Here is a 23,723-nt window from a genome sequence, read left to right on the forward strand (position 1 = left end):
ATATTATGAGAAAACTTTCATCTTTATTACTTTTGCTAGTCTTATCCATCTGCTGGAGCTATGCGCAACAAGCCAAATATGTATTCTACTTTATTGGCGACGGAATGGGCGTCAACCAAGTGCAAGGTACAGAAATCTATCGGGCAGAACTGGAAGGGAAAATGGGAATTGCCCCTTTACTATTTACTCAGTTCCCCTATTCTACCGTCGCAATTACCAATTCTGCCACAAACAGGGTTACAGACTCGGCTGCCGCAGGTACAGCACTTGCTACCGGCCGTAAGACCCAAAACAGCGCAATTGGCGTATTGAAGGATCAGGAAACCCCAATTAGCAGTGTAGCTGTATGGGCAAAGAATAAAGGCTGCCGGGTGGGCATTGCCACCAGCGTCACCGTCAACCATGCAACTCCCGGAGCCTTTTACGCACATGCCGCTAAGCGTACACTTTATCACGAGATCGGAAAAGACTTATATAAGACCGGCTTCGATTTCTATGCCGGTTCCGACTTCCGGGATGCAACAGACAAGAACAATCCCACGACTGACAACTTATATGAGATGGCCGGCAAAAACGGATATACCATCGCACGCGGTTATAAAGATTATCTGAAACAGAGCAAAAAAGCTGATAAGATGCTCCTACTGCAAACTGAAGAAGCCTCTAAAAGTGAATTTGTAGCCATTCCTTATGCAATCGACCGTAAAAAGGGAGATATGACTCTTCAGGACATCACCCGTTCCGCCATCAATTTCTTGTCAAAAGATTTATCCAAAGGCTTTTTCCTGATGGTAGAAGGGGGAAGAATTGACTGGGCCTGCCACAGCAATGATGCTGCAACCACATTTCATGAAATAATAGACTTCGATAATACCATCAAGATAGCTTATGAGTTTTATTCGCAACATCCGGATGAAACACTGATAGTTGTCACTGCCGATCACGAAACCGGAGGCTTTGTACTGGGCACAGGCACTTATGACCTGAATCTACAAGTATTGAAAAACCAAAAAGTCAGCGAAAACGGCTTCACCCGTATCGTCAACGAAATGCGCGCCAAGACCAACAATCAAGTGAGCTGGGAAGCCATACGACAGGCCTTGAAAGACAATTTCGGTTTCTGGGATAAGATAGAACTAACTGCCGAGCAGGAAGCCCGATTGAAAACGGTTCATGAAAAAAGCCTGATGCATCAGGAGATGAAGCTGGAAAAGAGCGAATATGCACAAGACGAACCGATAGCATCGGAAGCTAAACGTATCATCAATGAAATAGCTCTTGTAGGCTGGACCAGCGGAGGACATTCAGCCGGTTATGTTCCAGTATTTGCCATTGGAGCCGGAGCAGATCTGTTTCAAGGGCGTATAGACAACACAGAGATACCTATAAAAATCGCTCAAGCTGCCGGATACCCTATAGATTTCTAAATGATTATGAATTTATCTTAGGCACGAATTACGTGTAATCCGTGCCTAAACCTCCGAATCTTTTCTTTTCTGATAACTCTGTGGCGTACACCCGTACTGATTTTTGAAACAACGGCTGAAATACACTGGCGAACTGAATCCACAGCGATCGCTTACCTCCGCAATCGGCAAATCAGAATATCGACGAAGAAGAGTTGCAGCATGTTTCAAGCGGTAATTGAGTACAAAGTTATTAGGAGTCATGCCCGTCAAAGCTTTAAATTTGGAATACAGCAAAGAACGACCTATACCAACTTCCTTACATAATTCCGGTATATCAAAATCAGGATCGTCAATATGTTCCTCGATAATTTGTGACGTTTTGCGCAACATCTCCTGATCCAGCGGATTGATGCTGGTCAAATCTATTTCCGACAGAGGTTTCTTACGAAGCTGATGTTGTATCAGCAATCTGTTCCTTACCAGATTATTAGCTCTTGCCAAAAGCAACTGTGCATTGAAAGGTTTGCTTATATAGTCATCCGCCCCACGATTCAACCCCTCAATACTCTGCTCCGTATTGTTGAGCGCAGTAAGCAGAATAATAGGAATATGGCACAAATCAACATTATTCTTTATTTGCAGGCACATTTCAATTCCAGTCATTTCAGGCATCATAATATCCGATATAATCAGACTCGGCTTATGCTCGTAGGCTTGAGCAAGCCCTTCTTTTCCATTATTCGCCAAGTAGACTTGATAGAAAGGTTCAAAAAGCTGTTTCAAGATTTGCAGCAGTTCTTTATTGTCTTCCACCAACAACAGTTTCCTGTCGTTCTCTTTTGCCGTTTCCTGCAATAGTGAGTCTCCCGGTACAGGAACTTCATAAAAAGAGGCTATTTTCTCGCCTAACAATGGTCCTGTAGTAGTCATCATATCAGATACACTATCAACAAATTGAATATGTTCGTCTTCCTTATAGATACTCATGTTGAGCGATAAAGTAATTGTAAAAGTGCTGCCCTTCCCTACCTCACCTTCTACAGAAATTGCCCCATGATGTTTTTCTACGATGCTTTTGGTCAAAGCCAAACCGATGCCCGTACCTGGAGATTGTTCGTTTCCCTTCTGATTCCCGCCCTGATAAAAGCGGTCGAAAATACGGGCGGAATCCAAATCTGAGATGCCACTACCGGTATCGCAAATCTGTATCTTCACATTACCGTTATCAGTGGCAATTATCATACCTATTTTCCCTCCGTCAGGGGTATATTTAAAAGCATTTGAAAGCAAATTAAAAAACACTTTCTCCAATTGTTTAGCATCAAACCAGCACACTATTTCCACCGGATTGCACTGAAAATCATAGCAAATGTTACGTTGATGTGCAAAGTCACTGAACGAAAGAAATATCTCTTTCAGGAATTTCCCTATATCCCGCTTCTCTATTTGCAATATAAAGCGGTTCTGGGTAAATCGTCTGAAGTCCAAAAGTTCAGAAACCAAATTAGTCATCTGCTGTGCACTCTGCTTTATTTTCAATATCTTGTTGTATACTTGCGGAGGAAGCAGCTGATTTTGCAACAAAGTATCAATATGGCTGACAATCAGTGTCAATGGAGTACGGAATTCGTGACTCACATTAGTAAAAAATACCAGCTTGGCATGATTCATTTCTTCTATATGCTGTTTTTCGATACGCTCTTTTTCCAGCGATTGCGCCAAAGCCTGTTTTGCGAATCGGTTTCGGGCATAGTAAGTGATGCCCGAAACAATTGTAATCATATAGAATATCCATGCCCACCAAGTGGCATACCAAGGAGTGGCAATATGAATAGCCAATTGAATAGGAAGCTGACCGGAAGCATACGCCATACGTACATAAAGTGTATAATCGCCCGGATCGAGGTTTGTATATCTGGCCTCCGGAGTCGGAGTAAATGTCCAGACTCTATCCAATCCTTCCAATTTATATTCAAAGCCTTGCTGCGCATATTTGTTCTGATAATCAGAATGGGCAAACTTGATAAGCAGATTATTTTCTTCAGTATCCAGCATTAGCTTCTTCGTAAAAGGAAGCGCTGCAGTGAGTATTTTATTTTCAGGCGACGCTTCTATCAACCGATTATTAACATGAAGAGTAGAGAAATAAAGAGAACTTATCTCTACCTGGGAAGTATGAAATTCTTCTTCTGCCAAAAGAGTAACCCCTTTTGTGTCTCCAATATAGATTTTATTGTCCGAAGAGACATAAATCCCGCAATCCCGGATGATCGGAGCCTTGAGATAGACTTCTTTCTGTCCCAAGCTGGTAAATGACTGCTCTTTCGGATCAAAAAGTATGATTCCCCGGTCTCCGGTAAGGATAAACTTATTGCTGGCAGTCTGTTTCACATTGTAGCAATAATTGCTGGGCAATGTGCTGTTCTCCGTATTATAAACAATCATTTTTCTGGTATTCCGATCATAATACAGTAATCCGCTTCCTAACGTACAGATATATGCACCGTCTTTTGTCACCCGCACATGCGATATGCTGCCCTTATAGCCCATATCCTGCAGCTTGAGAGTACTTCTTTGAGTAACATCAGAAAGAGGGACGATCACAACTCTGTCTGCCTGGTTAGCATAGAAGTTCCCTTCTGCATCAATATCAAAATTTATACAGTAAGACTCCGGTTTGAACAGAAACGTAAAGTGATTAGTCACCGGATCGAGTTGAAAAACACCTTCACGGGAAGAAAGATAAAGTTTACCATTCCACATCTTGACCTGATAGATGAAATGGCGCGGAGCCGGAGTATTTTCCAACTGATGTTCCAGATAATTATAAAAGCTTTTTTTCTGAAAATCATAACGTGACAATCCTCCTAGGTGGGTTCCGATATACAGGTAGTCATTCTCCCGGTCATAGCAGATGCTCTTTACATTGTTATGTGGAATAGAGTTCGGCCCCCCCGCCGTAAATTGATGTACCAGTTCCCAGTTTTCATTTATGCAACCTAAACCTCCTCCGTCAGTACTGACCCAAAGATTTCCATGTTTATCAGCCGTCATCTCACCAATATATGAATAATATAGGTTGGAAAGATTTCCGGCCTGGTAGTCATAGTGTACAAATCCACTGCGGTCGGGAGTAAAATAGTTCACTCCTCCATAGAAACTTCCTATCCAGATAGTTCCTTGTTGGTCAGTATAAAGAGAAAAAATGGAAGGATGATTTAAGCCCCCCACATACTGAGGTATCTGTATCAGTGTATAGGTTTGCTTCCGGACATCATACTTTTGTAAACCAACGAAAGTTCCAAACCAAATATTATGCTCATCATCCTCGACAAAGGCACGTATCTGCATATTGCGGATTCCAGCACTTCCGGTAAGTGCGTAAGGAACTTTTTGCAATACATTATCCTTGAGCCGATACAATCCTTGCATGCGAGTGCCTATCCACACTTCTTCGTCCGAACTCTCGAAAATGCAATATACATCTATATTTTCCAGTAAAAACCGGGATGGTTGGAGTGTGTTTTGGGGAATGATATACATTCCTTCCATCATGCCGACATATATATTGGTTTCGCTAATTGCCAGCGTGTTTACGGTATAAGGAGGAAGTTTCACTTTCGACCGGACGGTGTGCTGTCGGCAATCATAAGCGAAAAGAGAATCTTTCCGGGCATACCATATTTCATTCTGATAGACAGCCAAAGCGGTAGTAGCATTGTCTGTCGTATATTGCTTAAATGTGGAGGCATGAATGTCATAGCCAAACAAATTATTATCAGCTATGAAGAAAATATCGCCATCGATATCATGAACAATGAAAGGTACATAATTACCGATCCAAAGTTTTTCCCCATCCGCATCTGTAATTTCACCTTTGACATAAGTGATTTGCTCTCCATCATACATATTGATGCCTTCCTGCGTTCCAAACCACATCCGTCCCAATCCATCTTGGGCAATACTCAAAACCGAAGGTTGTGATAGTCCATTTTGCAAGCCCAAATTACGGAAATATTCGGCAGTTGCCGGAAGTGTGCTAAATAGCAAAAGAAGTAGAGATATGATTCTGTTTTTCATTAGTATGGTTTCCGCATTTTATTATAAATGCAAAAATAAGGAAAAAAGAATATAGCTCCTACTAAAACAAAGTTTATTGTTGAAAGAACTGCCCCCAAAAGTTAGACATAAAACTTTAAGAGTGCAGTTCATATCCAACTCTTGAGGATCTTTATTTTTATCTTTTAAGGCATATCCTTATTTGAAAAGCAACTGTGCCATGTGATACAAACTTCTACGCCAAGTCTGGAATTCATGCGCCGTATCGGGAGAAACGAACCACGTTGCCTTAAAACCGGCAGCCTTGAGATCGTTCACAGCCTTAATGGCAATCTGTTCGGGATTTGCGATATTACGCATATTAACAGCCACGTCAATAGAGAAGTAATCTTTATAAGCATCCTTCAGTCCTGTTTCGCCGCTTTGTGCGAACCCGTTATTTGCGCTCATGGCAAATGCCAACGCGCAAAGGGAAAATTTGAATAAATATTTCATCTGATAATTATTTAAAAGGTTTTTCATTGTATATCTATTCATCTACAATTTCATGTATTTTTCCATGCATATCACTCACTAATTGGAAACGGTTACAAAAGAACGCTTTTTTCAGAGAGATTCTTCATATTTGCGTAACACGTTTTTTCGTTTATGTTACCTCCTTTAATAAAAGTGAAGGAAAATGGGTTCTCAAGGGCAATATCGCCACTGAAATGAAGAGATAAAGATGATTGTAATCAAAACGAAACATGCATGACACAAAAACATAACACACATGTCTGAACTTTGCCGCCATTAATTAATCGACTACAACTAATGATTATGAAGAAAAGCGTATTCATGCTGCTCATCACCCTGCTGTCACTGGCAGCAAACGCCCAGACGCCGTACCGCAACGAGGACGGAAAGAAGATTGATAAAGAAGAGTTGGAAACAAAGGATTACCTGCCGGAAATACACGGTACTATCCGTACTAAGTTTGAGTATCAGACTGAAATGGCTGCCAGCCGTTTCGAAGTACGCAACGCACGCATCAGCATTACCGGAAATGTATTGCCTATCGTAGCTTATAAGGCGGAAATTGATCTCTCCGATGAAGGACAAATCAAAATGCTGGATGCCTACGCCCGCCTTTTCCCGATAAAAGACCTGACCGTCACCGCAGGACAAATGCGAGTACCATTTACAATTGACGCCCACCGCTCTCCACATCAGCAATATTTCGCTAACCGTTCGTTTATCGCGAAACAAGTTGGTAATGTACGTGACGTTGGTGTTACATTGGGATATAAATTCGGCACAGGAATACCTGTAACCTTAGAGGGCGGTCTCTACAACGGTTCGGGACTGACTAATCAAAAAGAATGGCACAAAGAAGTGAACTATTCTGCCAAAGCACAGTTCCTGTTTGCCAAGAAGCTGAATCTGGCTTTAAGCATACAGAGCATCCAGCCGCAAGATGTAAGGATAAACTCGTATGATATCGGTGCTTTCTATGAATTCGGACGCTTCCATATTGAAGGAGAGTATTTGTACAAAACTTATGCAGACAATGCCTATGACAACGTGCATGCCGTAAATAGTTTTATCAATTACGACCTCCCTTTACGAAAAGTATTCAACAAAATGTCTTTCCTGGCACGCTATGACATGATGACCAGCCAAAGCGATGGGAAAGCCATTGATGAAGAAACCGGCGCTTTGACTACCACCGACTACAAACGCCACCGTATAACCGGAGGTATCACTTTCAGCCTCAGCAAAGCATTCCGTACAGACCTCCGGCTGAACTACGAAAAGTATTTCTACGCCAAAAACAGCATTGCCAAAGAGTCTGAACAAGATAAGATTGTATTAGAACTGATGGTGAGGTTCTAAGGCACGCAAAACTTTGAAATAATCAGTTCCGCTCAGGCCGGTACAGGATACCGAATATATTAATCAAATACCCTGTCAGACAAACGATGGGAGCTACCCTTATACGCAATCCGCTGAATATATCAGGGTTGTAGGCGGCGGGGGTACTCCCCTCGCCGCTCATGAACAGATATCCCACTATTATTATTACCGAGCCAATTAGCAGAATCACATAATTTCTCCTGCCAAATACCGTTTCTGTCTCCTTCTGCTTCATTATTTTTGATCCCATATTCTGCTTTTGTTTTTAGTTCTTATAACCCATGTTTGGAGCAAATAGTGCATATTTATCTTCAAACCGTCTGTTGCTCTCTTTATATCTCTCTTCATCTACCTTCTTCAGAAGTTCATTACATTGGTTCCACTGCCAGAATTTATAGATGCAATCATTGTGGACCATTTCCATACGGTTCCCCTTTAATGAAAAAGCCCAGTTGATATAATCTTCCGCTTCGGCTATCAAATGCTCTGTCAGGGTTATCGCTTTCATCTTTTCGCCCAATGCGGCATAGGCTGTTGCTATGCTATAAGAACCGCTTTCATACGTTTCGGGAACATTATATCCCGGAACAGCCTGTTCCGCATAAGCAAGTACTTTCTTTGCACGCGCAGGGTCTCCTTGTATTATCAGTTCTTTGGCCAGTTGCGCGAAAAGCCTGCGATGATACCAACACGTACGCAGGGTTGTTTCATCCAGATAGAGCCCCGGAGTATTCAGCCCGCCATATTTATATCTGTTCATTACATTGTCATAAAGCCTTTCCACATCTACTGCATAAGGCCTGTTTTCGTCGGCATCTCCCCACTTCTTATAGTCAAAAGGCGTAAAGCGGAATGCTAATCCTTCCTGCACAAAGTAATTGTCAAACTTCAGTTTACTGACACTCCCTACGGAGATTGCAAGGTAAAGCGGACGTTCCCAATTACAGTTCGCCAGTATCTCCAGCATCAGTAAATCTACTTTGTTCAGCATGCGTATATCTTTTAAAGGAATATAAAGTTTGTCCGGTATTGCATCTTTCAGTTCTTCCCCCTTCAAATGTCGGATTGCTTTAGGAAGCATGATTCCCGAACGAAGCAGCGCGTCCTTATCAATATGGATATTTATCGTATCCGTAGGGATTACATTAAATTCCTGTCTCTCTGAGAATATCCAATATTTCAAGATATTTTTTATTTCAAACGGGTCTTCTCCAAAGCTGTCACGTGCTTCCTCCGGATTTCTCCGGTACAATTCCTCTATTTGCTTTTTCAGTTCCGGGCGTACGACCACATATTCGTTTTTACCTTCCTGATATTGATTCTTATTCCAACTTATAGGTAGTCCGGGAGCATCATACAACGGACATTGCTGTTGATAAATATACCAATCGGTCTGTGCGTAGCTTAGGTTGCAAACACGTGCATCCCTGCGTACTTCCTCCGTATCCTGATTATACCACAATGGGAAAGTATCATTATCCCCGTTACAAAAGATAATCGGATTTCCCGTATCGGGAAGAGTCATCAGATAGTTAGCCCCAAAGTCGCGACAAGTGAAACGGGCACTCCGGTCATGGTCATCCCACGTCTGAGTGGCCATTTGCACCGGAATCAATAAACAGATTGTCATTAATACACCGACTTGTACCGTAGAAGTCGTTTTCCGGCGAAGCGCATCACACAATCCGGCAGCACCTATCCCTATCCAGATAGCAAAAGCATAGAACGAACCGGCGTATGCATAGTCCCGTTCGCGCGGCTGACCGGGTGTTTGATTCAGATAAAGCACAATAGCCAATCCTGTCATAAAGAAGAGGAAAAACAGTACACTAAACTGCTGTTTGCCTTTCTTGCTGCAGTTCCATTGCCAATAGATGCCGAACAGTCCTAATAATAGCGGCAATCCGTAAAACACATTGTGCCCTTTGTTCTGGCGCAGGGATTCCGGCAACAAGCTCTGGTCTCCCAATCTTAAATTATCCAACCAGGAAATTCCTGTTATCCAGTTCCCATGTTCCGGTTCGCCACTTCCCTGCACATCATTCTGCCGTCCTACAAAGTTCCACAAGAAATAGCGCCAATACATATAATTGAGTTGATAGGTAATGAAATAAGTCAGGTTTTCTTTTTGTGTGGGAGCGGCCTCGTTTCCTCCTGTCCAATTTTTGTAAGAAGAAGCCATGCGCTCACTCCACATCCGGGGAAACAGCATATTCTGAGTATAGCACACGTCTTCTTTATGCCGGATTATTTTATATTTGCCTTCTTCTTTATCCGGGCGATATACAGCACTCCCCTTTGTGGTTTTTACTCTGTAATAGTCACCCTCGGGCACATATTCCGGTTCGGAAGCGTAGGTTTTTCCATAAAGCAGGGGAGCACTTTCATACTGTTCTCGGTTCAGATAACTTTTGAGCGTAAAAATATTGTCCGGCGCATTCTCATTAAGCGGAGTATTGGCGCTGGCACGAATCAGTATCACCGCATAGGTGGTATAGCCTACGGTGAGCATAAGCAAGCACCACAAAGAAGTATGCAACATACGTTTTCGGAAACGATAAATGGCCCCGGCCAACATGAAAAATGTTAAAGCTAAAAAGCTTATCAGCCCTGTGTGGAAAGGAAGCCCGAATACATTGACAAAAAGCAGTTCGAACCAGCCTCCCATGTCAGCCATGCCGGGAATATAAACAAAAAGAATAAATATAATGAGAAGACCGGATATGGCAATTGCAGCAGCTACTCCTTTAAGCGATATTGTCCGATATTTCTGATAATAGAAAACCAACACAATAGCCGGGATACAGAGCAAATTAAGCAAATGCACTCCGATTGACAGTCCGATGACATAAGCTATCAGGATAAGCCAACGGTCGCCATATACCGAATCCGATTCATCTTGCCAGCGAAGAATCATCCAAAACACCAGTGCCGTAAGAAAAGAAGAGAAAGCATAGACTTCACCTTCTACCGCACTGAACCAGAATGTGTCACTGAATGTATATGCCAAGGCTCCAACAAACCCTGCCCCCAGAATGATAATAACATCCGCCGTTGATAAATTCTGCCCATCATTTATTATCAGGAACCTTACTAAACGGGTGATACTCCAAAAAAGAAATAAGATACAACCGGCACTCAGCAACGCATTCAGAAAATTAACCATCCAGGACACTTGTGACGGGTCGGAAGCAAACTGAGTAAACAGGTTTCCAACAAGCATATAGAAAGGTGCACCCGGCGAATGCCCCACTTGTAACTTTTCGGCACACGAGATAAATTCGGGACAGTCCCAAAAACTGGCGGTAGGTTCAATCGTCATTCCATATACAAAAGCTGCTATCACAAAGACAATCCACCCACTAAAATCATTCCACTTTTTAAATAATAAGTTGCTCATTGTTCTGTAACTTTTTTGTTTGCAAAGTTATAGAACAGGTCCATAAAAGAGAAGAAATTTACCGGACGAGCACGGACATCCCGGCAACATAGTCAACTGATAACCAACAACATCACGTTACCAATTACAGACAAATTCAGACCTATAATGATTTTACGATATCTTCCAACGATTCTTTAGAGTTTGCCAACATCAGTTTCTCCGTTTTTATCCTGGAGATTCTCCGGGTCAGAGTCTCAACAGTCAGTTTCATTAAATCAGCAAAACAAACAGGCTGAACGCCTTCGCGTAAAAAGGCGCATACCCTTAAATCCTCTTCCGTAAGTTTCGGACTTATCCCTCTCAATTTAGATACAAGTCCGTAAACACTTTCCTGAAGTCGCAAAAGTTCGGTCCAGTCTTTCTCAGAGAAAAAAGATACTTTAGAAGATAAAGCCGTTCGTTCCTTCAATTGGCGGACTTTTGAGACAACCGGAGAACTCTCATAAATATGTTGTTGGAGGGATTGATATTTTTCTTCGAGATAATTACATTGCATCACCAGTTTGTCAGATTCAATCTCTTTCATCTGCATTTCTTCCTTAAAGGTATCCAGTTGCGAATGTACTGTCAGATGTTTCTTCCAAAGTAACCCGAGCAAGAGAGACATAACACCAAATAAACCTAAAGCAGAAGATAAAATGACAGTAGAGTTATCTTTGCTGTCAATCAACATCAACTGGCTGGCGTATGCTTTTCTTTCCATCTCCAGTGCTTCGTCAAAGTTTTCATATTTCTGATAATACAGGCTGCATCTCCTGCAAATCTTAGTCATTTGCTCATATTCTTCTGCTTGTGCTGCTAATTTTATTGCTTCTTTGAAATGAACTTCGGCGTCTTTCTCCTGATTCAAATCACTCTCTACGCATGCCAGATAATAATAGGCTCTCGATTTTTGAAGCTCATTTCCATATTGCTCATAATAAGATACCGCCTGACGAATCTGATTATCAGAAGAATGAGGTATATTCTTATCTTCATTGAATTGAGTACAAAGCAAATTATATTCTGCAAGTTGCTCCTCATTCATCTGGTTCATTTGAATCGTTTCAAGAATAATGGATGCCGTATCCGGATCTTGCTCTATTAATTGAGCGGCTTTGTCCAATCCTTGTTTCACATTAGTCCCCTCCGGATGACATGCAACCAAAGAAAGGATAAATACATACAATAAAATTCGAAGATTACTCATATTCCCAATTTTTAATCTCTGCATACAAATATGCGACAAATTTATAAGATTATTGTTAGAGTAGCGAATATTTCTTCCTTCTTTTAGCAAACCCTAATTCTGATATCACAATTGTCAAATAATTACTTCATCGCATACGGAGAAAGAGGAGATAGTATAGAAAAGATACCAATATTCATATAAATCACAAGCGTACTATCATACAAACTCAGTTCTTTTCTTGAATATCTATAAGCTTTTCCTGAACTTTTCCATACAAAATTTGCTTATTTGCCTAAGAAATCGTATATTTGACTTAAACAAGTCAGATTATGTCAAATCCGATTATTCCGGGCATACCCGAAGCTGAACAAGACCTGTTGTATAAAAAACTAAACGAATACAATTTGGGAAGAGCCTCTTACAAAGAGGCAGGTGCCTATCTTGTTGTATTGCCTCGTCCCGAATATCCCCGCTATTCATTATGGATTTATTCGCCCCTGCCCGAACGGCAGTCCATCTTTTATATTCAGGACCTTTCCGAAGATATCAATGAAAGCCTGCGAGCCGCCAGCAGTCTGTGCTATTATTCTCCCCGCTGTATGCTGTTGGTAGAGTACAATGCCAAACGAATGCAGAGCAGAGGAGACGACATTATTTCTATCGGTAAATATCACGGGCACTTCCTGCACGAAATTTTCCGCATCGACCCGGGATATATCAGTTGGATTGCCTACAAATTCACCCCACGCATCCCCAAACAGGAACGCTTCGTACAGATTGCACAGATATATCATTCCGTCCACCTCGACATTCAGAAGCGGCAGGCACATCAGAAGTACTCCACCAGCCGTTTTCTGGGGAAGGAAGGGGAAAAAGTGGAAGACCTGACCCTGAAAGTACTCCGTGTACGACTGGAAGACGATCCTTACAAGACCATCGTAAAAGGAAATACCCCTTATTTCTACGTTCGGCAGATACTTACACTGGAAGACACTATAGGAAACCTTGTCACTTTCCGGATAAGTGCCCGTACGGCAAGCCGTGAGTCGTGCCAACTGCCCGGTGCAGAACATGCTTTTCAACCCGAAGAAACGGTTCATATCACCTCGGCACGCATCGCACGCACTTACACTTCGGGAAACAAGCAGTACACCCGCCTCAATTATGTTAAGTTTAAATAAGCTTAAAAGATAAGCCGTTATCTTTCCCTTTAAAAACATTCGTCTTTTCTTTGTTGGCAGAAAAGGGGGTGCTATAAAAATAGCTGAGATTATACCCAATGAACCTGATACGGTTAGTACCGTCGAAGGGAATTTTCTTTCTATATTCTACTATTCGTTTATACTACTATCCCTTTCTGTAAGTAGAACCTCTAAAAATTCAGAGTTTGAATGTTTGACGTACAATTCATTACGCATTTTACGGCATCCATCTCATACTTGGACTCCGCACGTATCGCCCTCGAAGGGGGGTGCCGCTGGGTACAGCTTCGGATGAAAGACGCTTCCGAAGATGAACTGAAAGCCACAGCCATACGCGTGCAGGACCTCTGCCGCCAATACGGGGCTACCTTCATCGTTGATGACCACGTAGACCTGGTGAAACAGATTGGTGCGGACGGTGTCCATTTAGGAAAATTGGATATGCCGATAAAAGAAGCAAGGGAGAGACTGGGCAAAGGTTTCATCATTGGCGGAACCGCCAATACTTTTGAGGACATCAGGCAACATGCTGCCGATGGCGCGGACTACATTGGCTGCGGCCCTTTCCGTTTCACCACCACCAAGCAGAAGTTATCACCCATCCTGGGACTGGACGGCTATCGCTCCATCCTGGCGCGGATGAAAGAAGAAGGTCTTTCAATTCCCGTCGTCGGCATTGGTGGAATTACTCGTAAAGATATTCCGGCATTGAAAGCCGTAGGACTAAGCGGGATAGCACTGAGCGGTGGAATCCTGAAAGCCGGAAATCCGGTGCGTGAAATGGAGACAATCATACGACTGACCGAATAGCAATCAATTATTGAACTATGGAAGATAAAACAAAATTCACCTATCCCGATTCCGAGAAAGTCTACATGCAAGGCGAACTTTTCCCTTTCCTCAAAGTAGGTATGAGAAAAGTGAATCTGACCCCTACCGTAGTAGTGGAGAACGGGAAGAAAATCATCACGGAAAATGCTCCCGTGTACATCTACGACACAAGTGGAGCATACAGTGACCCGAACCAGAAAGTCGACTTAAAGAAAGGTCTGCCCCGCCTCCGCGAACCGTGGATACAGGAAAGGGAAGTTGAACGGCTTCCGGAAATCAGTTCCGAATACGGCAAAATGCGTCTGACGGACACAAGTCTCGACTCCCTCCGCTTTGAACATATCACCCTGCCCTACCGTGCCAAAGCGGGCAAGCAGGTGACGCAAATGTACTACGCTAAACAAGGCATTGTCACACCGGAAATGGAATACGTTGCCATTCGCGAAAACATGAACTGCAAGGAGTTGGGCATAGATACCTACATCACGCCGGAGTTTGTGCGGGATGAGATTGCAGCAGGACGTGCCGCACTGCCCGCCAATATTAACCACCCCGAAGCAGAGCCCATGATTATCGGTTCCAAATTCCTCGTCAAGATAAATACGAATATCGGAAACTCCGCCACTTCTTCCACTATCGAAGAGGAAGTGGAAAAAGCCGTGTGGAGCTGCAAATGGGGAGGCGACACACTGATGGACTTGTCCACTGGAGAGAACATTCACGAAACGCGTGAATGGATCATTCGCAACTGTCCCGTTCCTGTGGGCACGGTTCCCATGTATCAGGCCATGGAGAAGGTGCGCGGAAAAGCCGAGAACCTGACCTGGGAATTGTTTCGCGATACACTTATCGAACAATGTGAGCAGGGAGTGGATTACTTCACCATTCACTGCGGCATCCGTCTGAAGAATATACATTTCGCCAACGAACGTCTCTGCGGTATGGTGAGCCGGGGTGGAAGTATTATTTCGCAGTGGTGTAAAGTACATCAGAAAGAGAGTTTCCTTTATGAGCATTTCGATGACATCTGCGATATATGTGCACAATACGATGTGGCCCTGTCACTGGGTGATGGTTTGCGTCCGGGAGCCATACGGGATGCCAACGACCGGGCACAATTTGCCGAACTGGACACAATGGGAGAACTCGTGGAACGTGCCTGGGCCAAGAATGTACAGGCATTCATCGAAGGGCCGGGACACGTGCCGATGCATAAAATCAAAGAGAATATGGACCGCCAGATAGAGAAGTGCCACGGTGCGCCATTCTATACGCTCGGCCCGTTGGTGACGGACGTTGCACCGGGATATGACCACATCACAAGTGCCATCGGAGCTGCACAAATCGGTTGGTACGGAACAGCGATGCTTTGTTATGTGACTCCGAAAGAGCACCTCGCCTTGCCACAAAAAGAAGATGTACGTGTAGGTGTAGTCACTTATAAGATTGCCGCACATGCCGCTGATCTTGCCAAAGGTCATCCGGGAGCGGAAGTCCGCGACGATGCTTTGAGTAAGGCACGTTATGAATTCCGCTGGAAAGACCAGTTCAATCTGAGCCTTGACCCGGAACGGGCACTCCAATATTATAAGGAAGCCAATCACCTGAATGGAAAGTATTGCACCATGTGCGGACCTAACTTCTGTGCCATGCGCATCAGCCAGCAGTTGAGGGATTGTGATTATGATGCGGAAAGAGAAGAAACGAACAGATGACAATTTTTTAAACATATTATATTATGATTGAGACTAAAGTATCTAAAGGTATCATCAGTACCTATTTCGAAAAATTAGAAAGAAACCTTGACTTGGACGTAGCCATTGTCGGTGGTGGTCCTTCGGGCATAGTAGCCGCTTATTATCTGGCAAAGGCCGGATTGAAAGTTGCGCAGTTCGACCGTAAGCTGGCTCCCGGCGGCGGTATGTGGGGCGGTGCCATGATGTTCAACCAGATTGTCATCCAGGAAGAAGCGATTGACATTGTAAAAGAGTTCAATATCAACCACGAGAAGTATGAAGACGGACTGTATGTGATGGACTCGGTAGAGAGTACTTCCGCACTGCTTTATCAAGCAGTTCATGCGGGTGCCACAATCTTCAATTGCTATTCTGTAGAAGACGTCATCTTCAAGAACAATACGGTGAACGGAGTTGTGGTAAACTGGACTCCCGTATTGCGCGAAGGTATGCACGTAGACCCGCTGAACATCCTTGCCAAAGTAGTAGTGGACGGCACCGGACATGACAGTGAAATAGCCGCCACCGTAGCCCGCAAAAACGGCATCCGTCTGGCAACAGAAACGGGTGGTGTGATTGGCGAACGCTCACTGGACGTAGTTGCAGGAGAGGATGAAGTAGTAAATGGAACGAAAGAAATCTATCCGGGATTGTATGTTTGCGGTATGGCTGCATCTGCCGTTTCGGGTACTCCGCGCATGGGACCGATCTTCGGCGGAATGTTGATGTCCGGAAAGAAGGTTGCTGATGAGATTATTGCGAAACTGAAGAAATAATTTCTTGCAGACTACCTTTACTTGTGTATGGTCGGGCGAATGATTATTCGCCCCTACAGTGCGGTGTAAGGCACTTTAGGGGCGGAGGATCATTCGCTTGTTATTTTTTCAGTAAAACATTATCCGGCACGTTCCCGCAGTTTCCGGAAGTGTAAAAGGGCTTCTTCCGCATCATTCCATGTCCGGTAGCGGTTCCATATATCCCCCAACAAGGCGGCACCACCAAAACCCAATGACTTTATTTCTGAAAGATTCGATTCACTTATTCCACCCAAGGCAATGACTTTTTCATTAATAATCCCTTCCGCCTGTGCCTGCCGCAAGGCTTCCTGCGAATATCCCGAACGGTATCCCTGCTTGGAAATACTATCATAGACAGGGCTCATCAATACATAATCGAAACGGGCAACTGTAGCCTCCACCTCTTCCAGACTATGACAGGCACGGCTCAGTAGTCCCTGATACCCTTCGGGTGCTTCCGTATGGCGGGAGTTCAAATGAATTCCTCCTAAAGAAAATTCGTCTTGTAGCGAAAAGAAGTCATGGATGACAATCCGCTTCCTGCATTCCACAGGAATCTCACACAAAAGACGCCTGACTTCATGCACCGTAGCATCCGGCTTACGCAAGTGCAGCAAGTCCAGTCCGGCACAGAAAAGACCGGCGATGATTTGCGCCTCATCCGGAATAAAAGCCGGAGATGTAATGACAATCAGTTTCATACTTTTATTCTTCCCCGGCAGGATTCATCGGATTCACCAGAGACGGAAAATGCCACAAAGGACCGTTTCCATGCCCGATATGCAAATCTTTTCCGGCTTCAATGACCTTAGTTATATAAGTCTTGGCCAGTTCCACAGCCTCATACATCGGGAAACCCTGCGCCAGACAAGTCGCAATGGCCGATGAAAGGGTACATCCCGTGCCGTGCAGATTTCCGGTATGGATGCGTCCGGCAACAAAGAGGTGGAGTTCGCGGCCATCATAAAATACATCGCACATCTCATTTCCATCCAGATGCCCTCCTTTGACCAGGCAAGCGCACTGATATTTCTCGTAAATCAGATGTGCCGCACATTCCATATCATCCACCGTATGAACCGGCTGTCGCAACAACACTTCCGCCTCATTCAGATTGGGGGTTACAAGGGAGACTACCGGAAGCAAACGGGTGCAAATAGCTTCCACCGCCTCATCCGTCATAAGTTTATGACCGCTGGTAGAAACCATTACCGGGTCGAAAACCACCCGGCGCGGAGAGTATTGGCGCAACACACGCACAATCTCATCAACAATCATCACATTTCCGGTCATACCTATCTTAATGGCATCCGGTTGAAGATCTTCCATCACAGCCTGCATTTGCCGGCCTACCAACTCGGCGGAAACAGGATGGACGCTCTGTACGCCCAGTGTATTCTGCACCGTAACAGCGGTTATAGCCGTCGCCGCATATCCGTCCAATGCCGATATGGTCTTTATATCCGCCTGTATACCTGCACCGGCAGAACAGTCGGAACCGGCAACGGAAAGAACAACTACCTTTCTATCCATACGCTCTACAGACTATAATGTGACCACACTTCGGGTCCGGCTACTTTCCCATGCCGCCTCAATCAAACGGATGATACCAACCACCCCACGGGCGTCACTTTGCAAAGGTTCCCCCTGACGGATATGCCGATAGATGTTCTCATAAAAAGCAGCATAGTTTCCGGGGAGGGTCGGATAGGATTCACGCACGACTTTACCGTCTTTCTCCGTATGGAGTATCCCCCACTGGGATCGGTCTTCTTCCCCCCAATGCGGAACAGTTGGCAACAAGCCTTTAGTCAAATCTGCCTCCTGGGGGTCGAGGCCATATTTCACGAAAGAACCTTCCGTGCCATGAAGCACGAAGCGCGGTTCGTTTTCACACATCAGGTAGCTGGCCTTCAGAGTGATTCTTACTTCAGGGGCTTTTGCCGGTTTCAGCAAGTGGATAATGAAGTAATCATCCACTTTGCCTCCTGTACGCAATGTGGCGATATCAGCAAATACGGCTTCGGGCATACCGAACAACTGCACAGCCTGGTCTATGACGTGGGCACCCAGATTATAAGTCAGCCCGCCGCCATTCTCCCCGGTTTCTTTCCAGGTGTTCGGTTTGATAAAGTTCCGGTAGCGGGGAAAGGTCGATTCAAATTCTACCAGACGGCCTAAAAATCCTTTAGCCAGAATCTCCTTCACCGTCAGAAAGTCACAGTCCCACCTGCGATTCTGATAAACACTCAGAGCGAGTCCCTTCTCCTCGGCAAGAGTCACCAGTTCATTCCCTTCTTCTACGGTTGTGGTGAAAGGTTTTTCTACAATCACGTGTTTGCCTGCTTCGAGGGCACGGCGGGCATATTCGTAATGGGAACTGTCCGGAGTATTCACCACCACCAGATCCAGTTCGTCCATACTGATCAGTTCATCGAAACTACGCACAATGCGGGATTGCGGATACTTGGCCCGCGACAATTCCTTACTGCGTTCTACAACAGCAGTCAGTTCAAAATGAGGATTAGTGGAAATAAAAGGGGCATGAAACACCTGTCCCGACATTCCGAAAGCAGCTAATCCGGTTCTTATCTTATCCATGATCAATCTATTTTCTTCCGACAAAACTAATGAATTTATCACTCATTTAACGCATGAAGCGGGGATAATATCAAAATCTCCAACCTAAAAATCAATTTCACCTATATACTTCCGGTGGAAACAGGTATTTTTGTTCCGCACATTTATATAAACTCAATACCATGAAGAAATTAGTTCTATTCGCTTGCCTCCTCCCCATCTTGTGGACGGCATGCAACAGCACCAAGACCACCGGCAAAGAAACGGGTGAATGGGCAAAGGTACCCGGAATACTGAAGAACATCGTTCCGCCCACTTTCCCCGACAGCGTTTATGACGTAACAAAGTACGGAGCAAAGGATGACACGACTTACGACAGTCGTCCCGCCATCCTGGAAGCTATCAACCAATGTAATACAAACGGAGGCGGTACAGTTCTCATCCCTGCCGGACACTATTTCAGCAAAGGTTCCATCTTATTGAAAAGCAACGTAAACCTGCACATCGCAGAGGGAGCGCGACTGGAATTCTCTACCGTAGCCTCCGATTACCTGCCCATGGTATTGACCAAATGGGAAGGAACGGAATGCTTCAACTACTCTCCTTTCATCTATGCCTACCAATGCACCAATGTCGCGCTAACCGGAAAAGGTACAATCGACGGTAACGGTGCAGTTACCTTCAACGGCTGGCATGCACTGCAAGGGCCTGCCCTCGACCGGTTGCGCCAGATGGGTATCGACTCCATTCCGGTATACGAACGAGTGTTCGGCGAAGGATATTATCTGCGTCCCTGCATGATACAGTTCTACGGCTGCAAGAATGTGCTGGTAGAAGATGTGCAGATATACGACTCTCCCTTCTGGATTATCCACCCTGTCTTCTGCGACAATGTGACTGTACGCAATGTATATATAGACAGTAATAACTACAATAACGATGGCTGCGATCCGGAATCGAGTACCAACGTGTTGATTGAAAACATGGACTTCAATGTAGGGGATGACGGCATTGCCATTAAGTCGGGTCGCGACCAGGACGGCTGGCGCATCGGTCAGGCTACGGAAAATGTGATTATCCGCAATTGCCACTTCGCCCGGTGGGCTATCACTATCGGCAGCGAGATGTCCGGCGGCGTGCGGAATATCTTTATCGAGGATTGCAAGATAGACAGTTGCCGCAACGGTATCTACTTCAAGTCGAATCTGGACAGAGGCGGCTACTTCGAGAATCTGAATATGCGCCGGATAGAAGCGGACGTATGCCTATGGGGAGTTATCAACTTCCGCACAAACTACCACGGTTACAGAGGCGGAAATCATCCTACGGTTTTCCGGAATATTTGCATAGAGGACGTCACGTGTAATCGCGTGGACAGCGTGGCACTCATGGCAAACGGTTTGCCGGAAGCGAAACTGTATAATATCACCCTGCGGAATATAAAGGTGAAACAGGCACCGAAAGCCATACAGATGGATAATGTGGTGAATCTGGTGCTTGACAATGTGGAGGTAAACGGGAAACAGGTTACGTCTACGGAGCAGGAAGATTAACAAATTGACACTTTGTTTTTTATGCAGAACGAGAATGCGATGATTCCATCCTGATGCAGGAAAGAACGAAAAGAAACGAACGAAAATCTGCATTTTACTGGCTGATAGCGCAATACAGAAATATATACATTTGTAATAGAAGAAAAACAGACGGTCTGTACAGTGGAAACAGATGGTGCGTCTCCCATATATAGACCGTTTGTCTCCGATCTATAGACCGTGTGCGTCCCATCTATAGATTGTGAGCGTTACATCTATAGATGGGACACACCAGATCTATAGTTCCTGCATAAAAGAAGTATAGTTCCTCTGCATAAGTATTATATATACTGCCTGTTTATGTAGAAACCACGCATTTATATTCCGCATATTATGCATCCAGATTCTATTTCGGAGATTTCAGGAAAGGCTTCTGTTAGCAAAAGAGGTATTCTGACATTTTTTTGCTCAGAATAAAGTATAAATCCAAGCGTAAAGATACGGAGATGATATAGACATGATACAGTCCGGATGTAAAAGAGCAAGAAGAAAAGGCTAAAATGAATAAACTCTTTTTCCTGTTTTATAGCAATAGATAATATTTTGATGCATTTGCTCTGGATTTTAACAGAAAGCATTTGCATTAAGAAATTAATTACTTAATTTTGTCAATGGATTGAAGTAACTCTATCCGAAACATATTAGATTTTTCAAGAAGCGTTATGCTTGTCTTGTAAGCTGAAAACCTGAGAAATTTTCAAAGTTGTGTACAAGGATAGCATAGTGGTTCTCACGCATATAGCGTGGGCTGCTATACTCTGTATCTGTACACAAAGGTTTTCTCAGGACCTTCAGCTTAAGATGTGGTATTGCAGTTCCACGCTTCGTGTTTTTACACATACTTTGGGGACTGGAGTATACAAACACTAATTACTATGATAAAAAGAACTCTTATTTTTTTGATTATTGTATGTTCATGCGCCATTACTATGGCAGACAATACATACAAATGGGCTTTGTATGACGTGAAGGGCACAGGAGAATTTCATGACGGTTTAGCAGAATTTTACAGTAACGGATTATACGGTTTTATAAACTCTGCCGGAGAGGTTGCTATAGAAGCCAAGTTCAAATCCGTAGAAGATTTTGAAGATGGGCAAGCTATAGTTGAGACGGAATCCGGAATGGGCATTATAAACAGAAACGGATTATTTTTGTTGGAACCTAAATATAAAAGAATAAAAAAAGCCGAAGAAGCCCCAGGACTGTATGTCATTGAAAGCACAGAGGGATATAAAGGTATATTCTTTAACAATAGACTTGTTATACCCCCTATAAATTCATATGGTGATTTTTCCACTTACTATTTTCCATTCATCAACAACATCAACATATTAAATGGCAAAATATATGGCGGAATAAGAAAAGAAGGCGATATCTTTATAAGCAAGACTCAAACGAAAAATAAAATGAACCGTCTTTACTTTGATAAAAATGGGAATGAATTAAACGCCACTTCTTATAGCAAAAGTAGTAAAGGGCTTGTTATATTTAAAGGAGAAAATGATAAATACGGCTTCAAAAATGCCGATACGGGAACAATTATCACAGCCCCTCAATATTCAGGAAGTTTATTTGATATTTGGATCAAAGATCACATTATTGTCTTTACATCTAAGGGACTTGCATTGATAAATGCAAGCGGTGAAATAGTAATAGAAACTGGTTACCTTCAATATGAAGACGATTATATCCTATGTGTGACTTATGAACCGAAAATGCTGTATGGTTTATATTCTCTGACAGGAGAAGAGATTATACCTACTAAATATAATTTCTTATACAAGATTGTAGGTGATTGGTATCGTTGCGAAATTGATGACGGGCAAGTAGCCTTTAATATCAAGACAAAAAAGAAATATCCCGGAAAGCACTTTACATACAGTGATGGTATGATACAAGTTGACCAAGAGGATGGAGGCTATTATTACATAAATGCCGCAACCGGCAACCGTCTTGCAGATACTTACAAATATGCAAACGATTTTTCTGAGGGGTTAGCTGTAGTTGAAAAGGACGGAGATGGCTACAAAAGAATTATAAACAAGCAAGGGAAAACGATACTCCGGGAAACTGAAGATTTTGAAATAAAAGGAAATATTTTCTCCGAAGGAGTAATCGCCACAAGGTATAAATATGATTATTGCTACATGTACAATCCCCTTGGACATGGAGATTACGTCTACAACCAAAAGGGTGCAACAGACAAAACTATAGATATTTGGTTTAAAGAAGGACTCGAAGCCATGAACAAAAAGCGATACTCCGAGGCTAAAGAAATCTTCTACCGGATTATTATGAATGCTCCTGAGAACGGAATGGCTATTAATAATTACGGTGTCTGCCTGGATAATATGGGATACAAGGAAGAAGCCCTCGAAGCCTTTACAATGGCATTCGATCTGAATCCTAACAATACAACAGCTAAGAATAATATGGAACTTACGAAAAAAGAATTATTGCAGCAACAAGAGCAAACAGAAATCGAGACAGAAGAAAGTAACTCCGGTACCTTTTGGGATGCTTTGGCTAGTTTCGGCAATTTGTTGGGACAAATGGCAGGCAATTACGCCGGACAGAATGCGGATAATTCATATTCATCCGGCTATAGTGGACACAACAACAGCTCGTCATCAAACAATGCATCTTCCTATCAGACACAATATTCCAGATGGGAGAGCATAGCCGAAAGACATTATAATTCTATAACCAATACAGGATTTAGAGTGCGAGATAAACAAGGCAATAGAGGCGGAAGTGCCATGCAAGGCACGAATAGCGGCAATTATGTGCAAATGAAGAAATCGTTCCGAGATGCACAAAGACAAATGCGTAATATACGGAACGATGCCAAAAGGCATGGCGTGACAATTACACAATCCAAATGGGAAACAGCCACTATTACATATTAATAATAAGGTTTTAAACAGTGTCTTATCCCGAATTTAATTGAAATTTAGCAGTAATCAGTAAATCCGGGATAAGACAAAATTAAGATATTATCCCCT

The 23,723-nt window shown here is 43.6% G+C and carries 16 protein-coding genes and 1 riboswitch; of the genes, 8 read left to right on the forward strand and 8 right to left on the reverse strand.

The window, feature by feature from the left end:
• Positions 1–5 precede the first annotated feature (5 nt).
• On the forward strand, positions 6–1,427 hold the full coding sequence (locus BUC01_RS09855) for an alkaline phosphatase (RefSeq protein WP_025833434.1): 1,422 nt from the start codon (positions 6–8) through the stop codon (positions 1,425–1,427).
• Positions 1,428–1,472: 45 nt separating this feature from the next.
• On the opposite strand, the gene BUC01_RS09860 is transcribed toward BUC01_RS09855, so the two are convergent.
• Both BUC01_RS09860 and BUC01_RS25855 read right to left on the reverse strand, forming a co-directional pair.
• Positions 1,473–5,489 carry a hybrid sensor histidine kinase/response regulator transcription factor gene (locus BUC01_RS09860; protein ID WP_073313567.1) on the reverse strand — a complete coding sequence of 1,339 codons (4,017 nt, stop codon included), beginning with the start codon at positions 5,487–5,489 and terminating at the stop codon, positions 1,473–1,475.
• Between the two features lie 177 nt (positions 5,490–5,666).
• Entirely contained in the window at positions 5,667–5,963 is a 297-nt protein-coding gene (locus BUC01_RS25855; RefSeq protein ID WP_139261847.1) for a hypothetical protein, read from the reverse strand.
• A gap of 324 nt (positions 5,964–6,287) precedes the next feature.
• Here BUC01_RS25855 and BUC01_RS09870 point away from each other — a divergent pair, with 324 nt between their 5' ends.
• A complete protein-coding gene (locus BUC01_RS09870; protein WP_025833429.1) occupies positions 6,288–7,343 on the forward strand; it encodes a porin in 1,056 nt (351 codons plus the stop codon).
• A gap of 22 nt (positions 7,344–7,365) precedes the next feature.
• On the opposite strand, the gene BUC01_RS09875 is transcribed toward BUC01_RS09870, so the two are convergent.
• The 3 genes from BUC01_RS09875 to BUC01_RS09885 all read right to left on the reverse strand — a co-directional run bounded on the left by BUC01_RS09875 (position 7,366) and on the right by BUC01_RS09885 (position 11,995).
• A complete protein-coding gene (locus BUC01_RS09875) occupies positions 7,366–7,614 on the reverse strand; it encodes a DUF3098 domain-containing protein (RefSeq protein ID WP_025833428.1) in 249 nt (82 codons plus the stop codon).
• 15 nt (positions 7,615–7,629) lie between these two features.
• Positions 7,630–10,764, reverse strand: coding sequence for a glycosyltransferase family 117 protein (locus BUC01_RS09880; RefSeq protein ID WP_073313573.1), 3,135 nt, complete (start codon positions 10,762–10,764; stop codon positions 7,630–7,632).
• A gap of 142 nt (positions 10,765–10,906) precedes the next feature.
• On the reverse strand, positions 10,907–11,995 hold the full coding sequence (locus tag BUC01_RS09885) for a hypothetical protein (protein WP_025833420.1): 1,089 nt from the start codon (positions 11,993–11,995) through the stop codon (positions 10,907–10,909).
• Positions 11,996–12,306: 311 nt separating this feature from the next.
• Between BUC01_RS09885 and BUC01_RS09890 the strand changes: the two genes are divergently transcribed.
• From BUC01_RS09890 to BUC01_RS09905, 4 genes are all read left to right on the forward strand, one after another.
• Positions 12,307–13,158: an exodeoxyribonuclease X C-terminal domain-containing protein gene (locus tag BUC01_RS09890; protein WP_025833419.1), complete on the forward strand. Its 852-nt coding sequence runs from the start codon at positions 12,307–12,309 to the stop codon at positions 13,156–13,158.
• 54 nt (positions 13,159–13,212) lie between these two features.
• Positions 13,213–13,307, forward strand: a riboswitch (TPP riboswitch).
• 61 nt (positions 13,308–13,368) lie between these two features.
• Complete coding sequence (locus BUC01_RS09895) at positions 13,369–13,989, forward strand: thiamine phosphate synthase (protein ID WP_025833418.1); 621 nt, start codon at positions 13,369–13,371, stop codon at positions 13,987–13,989.
• 17 nt (positions 13,990–14,006) lie between these two features.
• Complete coding sequence (gene thiC, locus BUC01_RS09900) at positions 14,007–15,725, forward strand: phosphomethylpyrimidine synthase ThiC (RefSeq protein ID WP_073313575.1); 1,719 nt, start codon at positions 14,007–14,009, stop codon at positions 15,723–15,725.
• A 23-nt stretch (positions 15,726–15,748) separates the two neighbouring features.
• Positions 15,749–16,522, forward strand: coding sequence for a sulfide-dependent adenosine diphosphate thiazole synthase (locus BUC01_RS09905; RefSeq protein ID WP_073313578.1), 774 nt, complete (start codon positions 15,749–15,751; stop codon positions 16,520–16,522).
• A 119-nt stretch (positions 16,523–16,641) separates the two neighbouring features.
• Here the strand turns inward: BUC01_RS09905 and BUC01_RS09910 are convergent, their stop codons facing one another.
• Genes BUC01_RS09910 through BUC01_RS09920 form a run of 3 tightly spaced genes read right to left on the reverse strand, consistent with a single transcriptional unit; the run spans position 16,642 to position 19,144 of the window.
• Entirely contained in the window at positions 16,642–17,244 is a 603-nt protein-coding gene (locus BUC01_RS09910) for a thiamine phosphate synthase (protein WP_025833416.1), read from the reverse strand.
• A 4-nt stretch (positions 17,245–17,248) separates the two neighbouring features.
• A complete protein-coding gene (gene thiD / locus BUC01_RS09915) occupies positions 17,249–18,076 on the reverse strand; it encodes a bifunctional hydroxymethylpyrimidine kinase/phosphomethylpyrimidine kinase (RefSeq protein WP_025833414.1) in 828 nt (275 codons plus the stop codon).
• A gap of 12 nt (positions 18,077–18,088) precedes the next feature.
• On the reverse strand, positions 18,089–19,144 hold the full coding sequence (locus BUC01_RS09920) for a Gfo/Idh/MocA family oxidoreductase (RefSeq protein ID WP_073313582.1): 1,056 nt from the start codon (positions 19,142–19,144) through the stop codon (positions 18,089–18,091).
• A gap of 161 nt (positions 19,145–19,305) precedes the next feature.
• Between BUC01_RS09920 and BUC01_RS09925 the strand changes: the two genes are divergently transcribed.
• Both BUC01_RS09925 and BUC01_RS09930 read left to right on the forward strand, forming a co-directional pair.
• Positions 19,306–20,676 (forward strand): glycoside hydrolase family 28 protein, encoded by a 1,371-nt coding sequence (locus BUC01_RS09925; RefSeq protein ID WP_073313585.1) that lies wholly within the window; start codon positions 19,306–19,308, stop codon positions 20,674–20,676.
• Positions 20,677–21,590: 914 nt separating this feature from the next.
• On the forward strand, positions 21,591–23,627 hold the full coding sequence (locus BUC01_RS09930) for a WG repeat-containing protein (RefSeq protein ID WP_081795826.1): 2,037 nt from the start codon (positions 21,591–21,593) through the stop codon (positions 23,625–23,627).
• Positions 23,628–23,723: the final 96 nt, after the last annotated feature.

The sequence above is a fragment of the Bacteroides stercorirosoris genome, from assembly GCF_900142015.1.
Taxonomy (GTDB): Bacteria; Bacteroidota; Bacteroidia; order Bacteroidales; family Bacteroidaceae; genus Bacteroides; species Bacteroides stercorirosoris.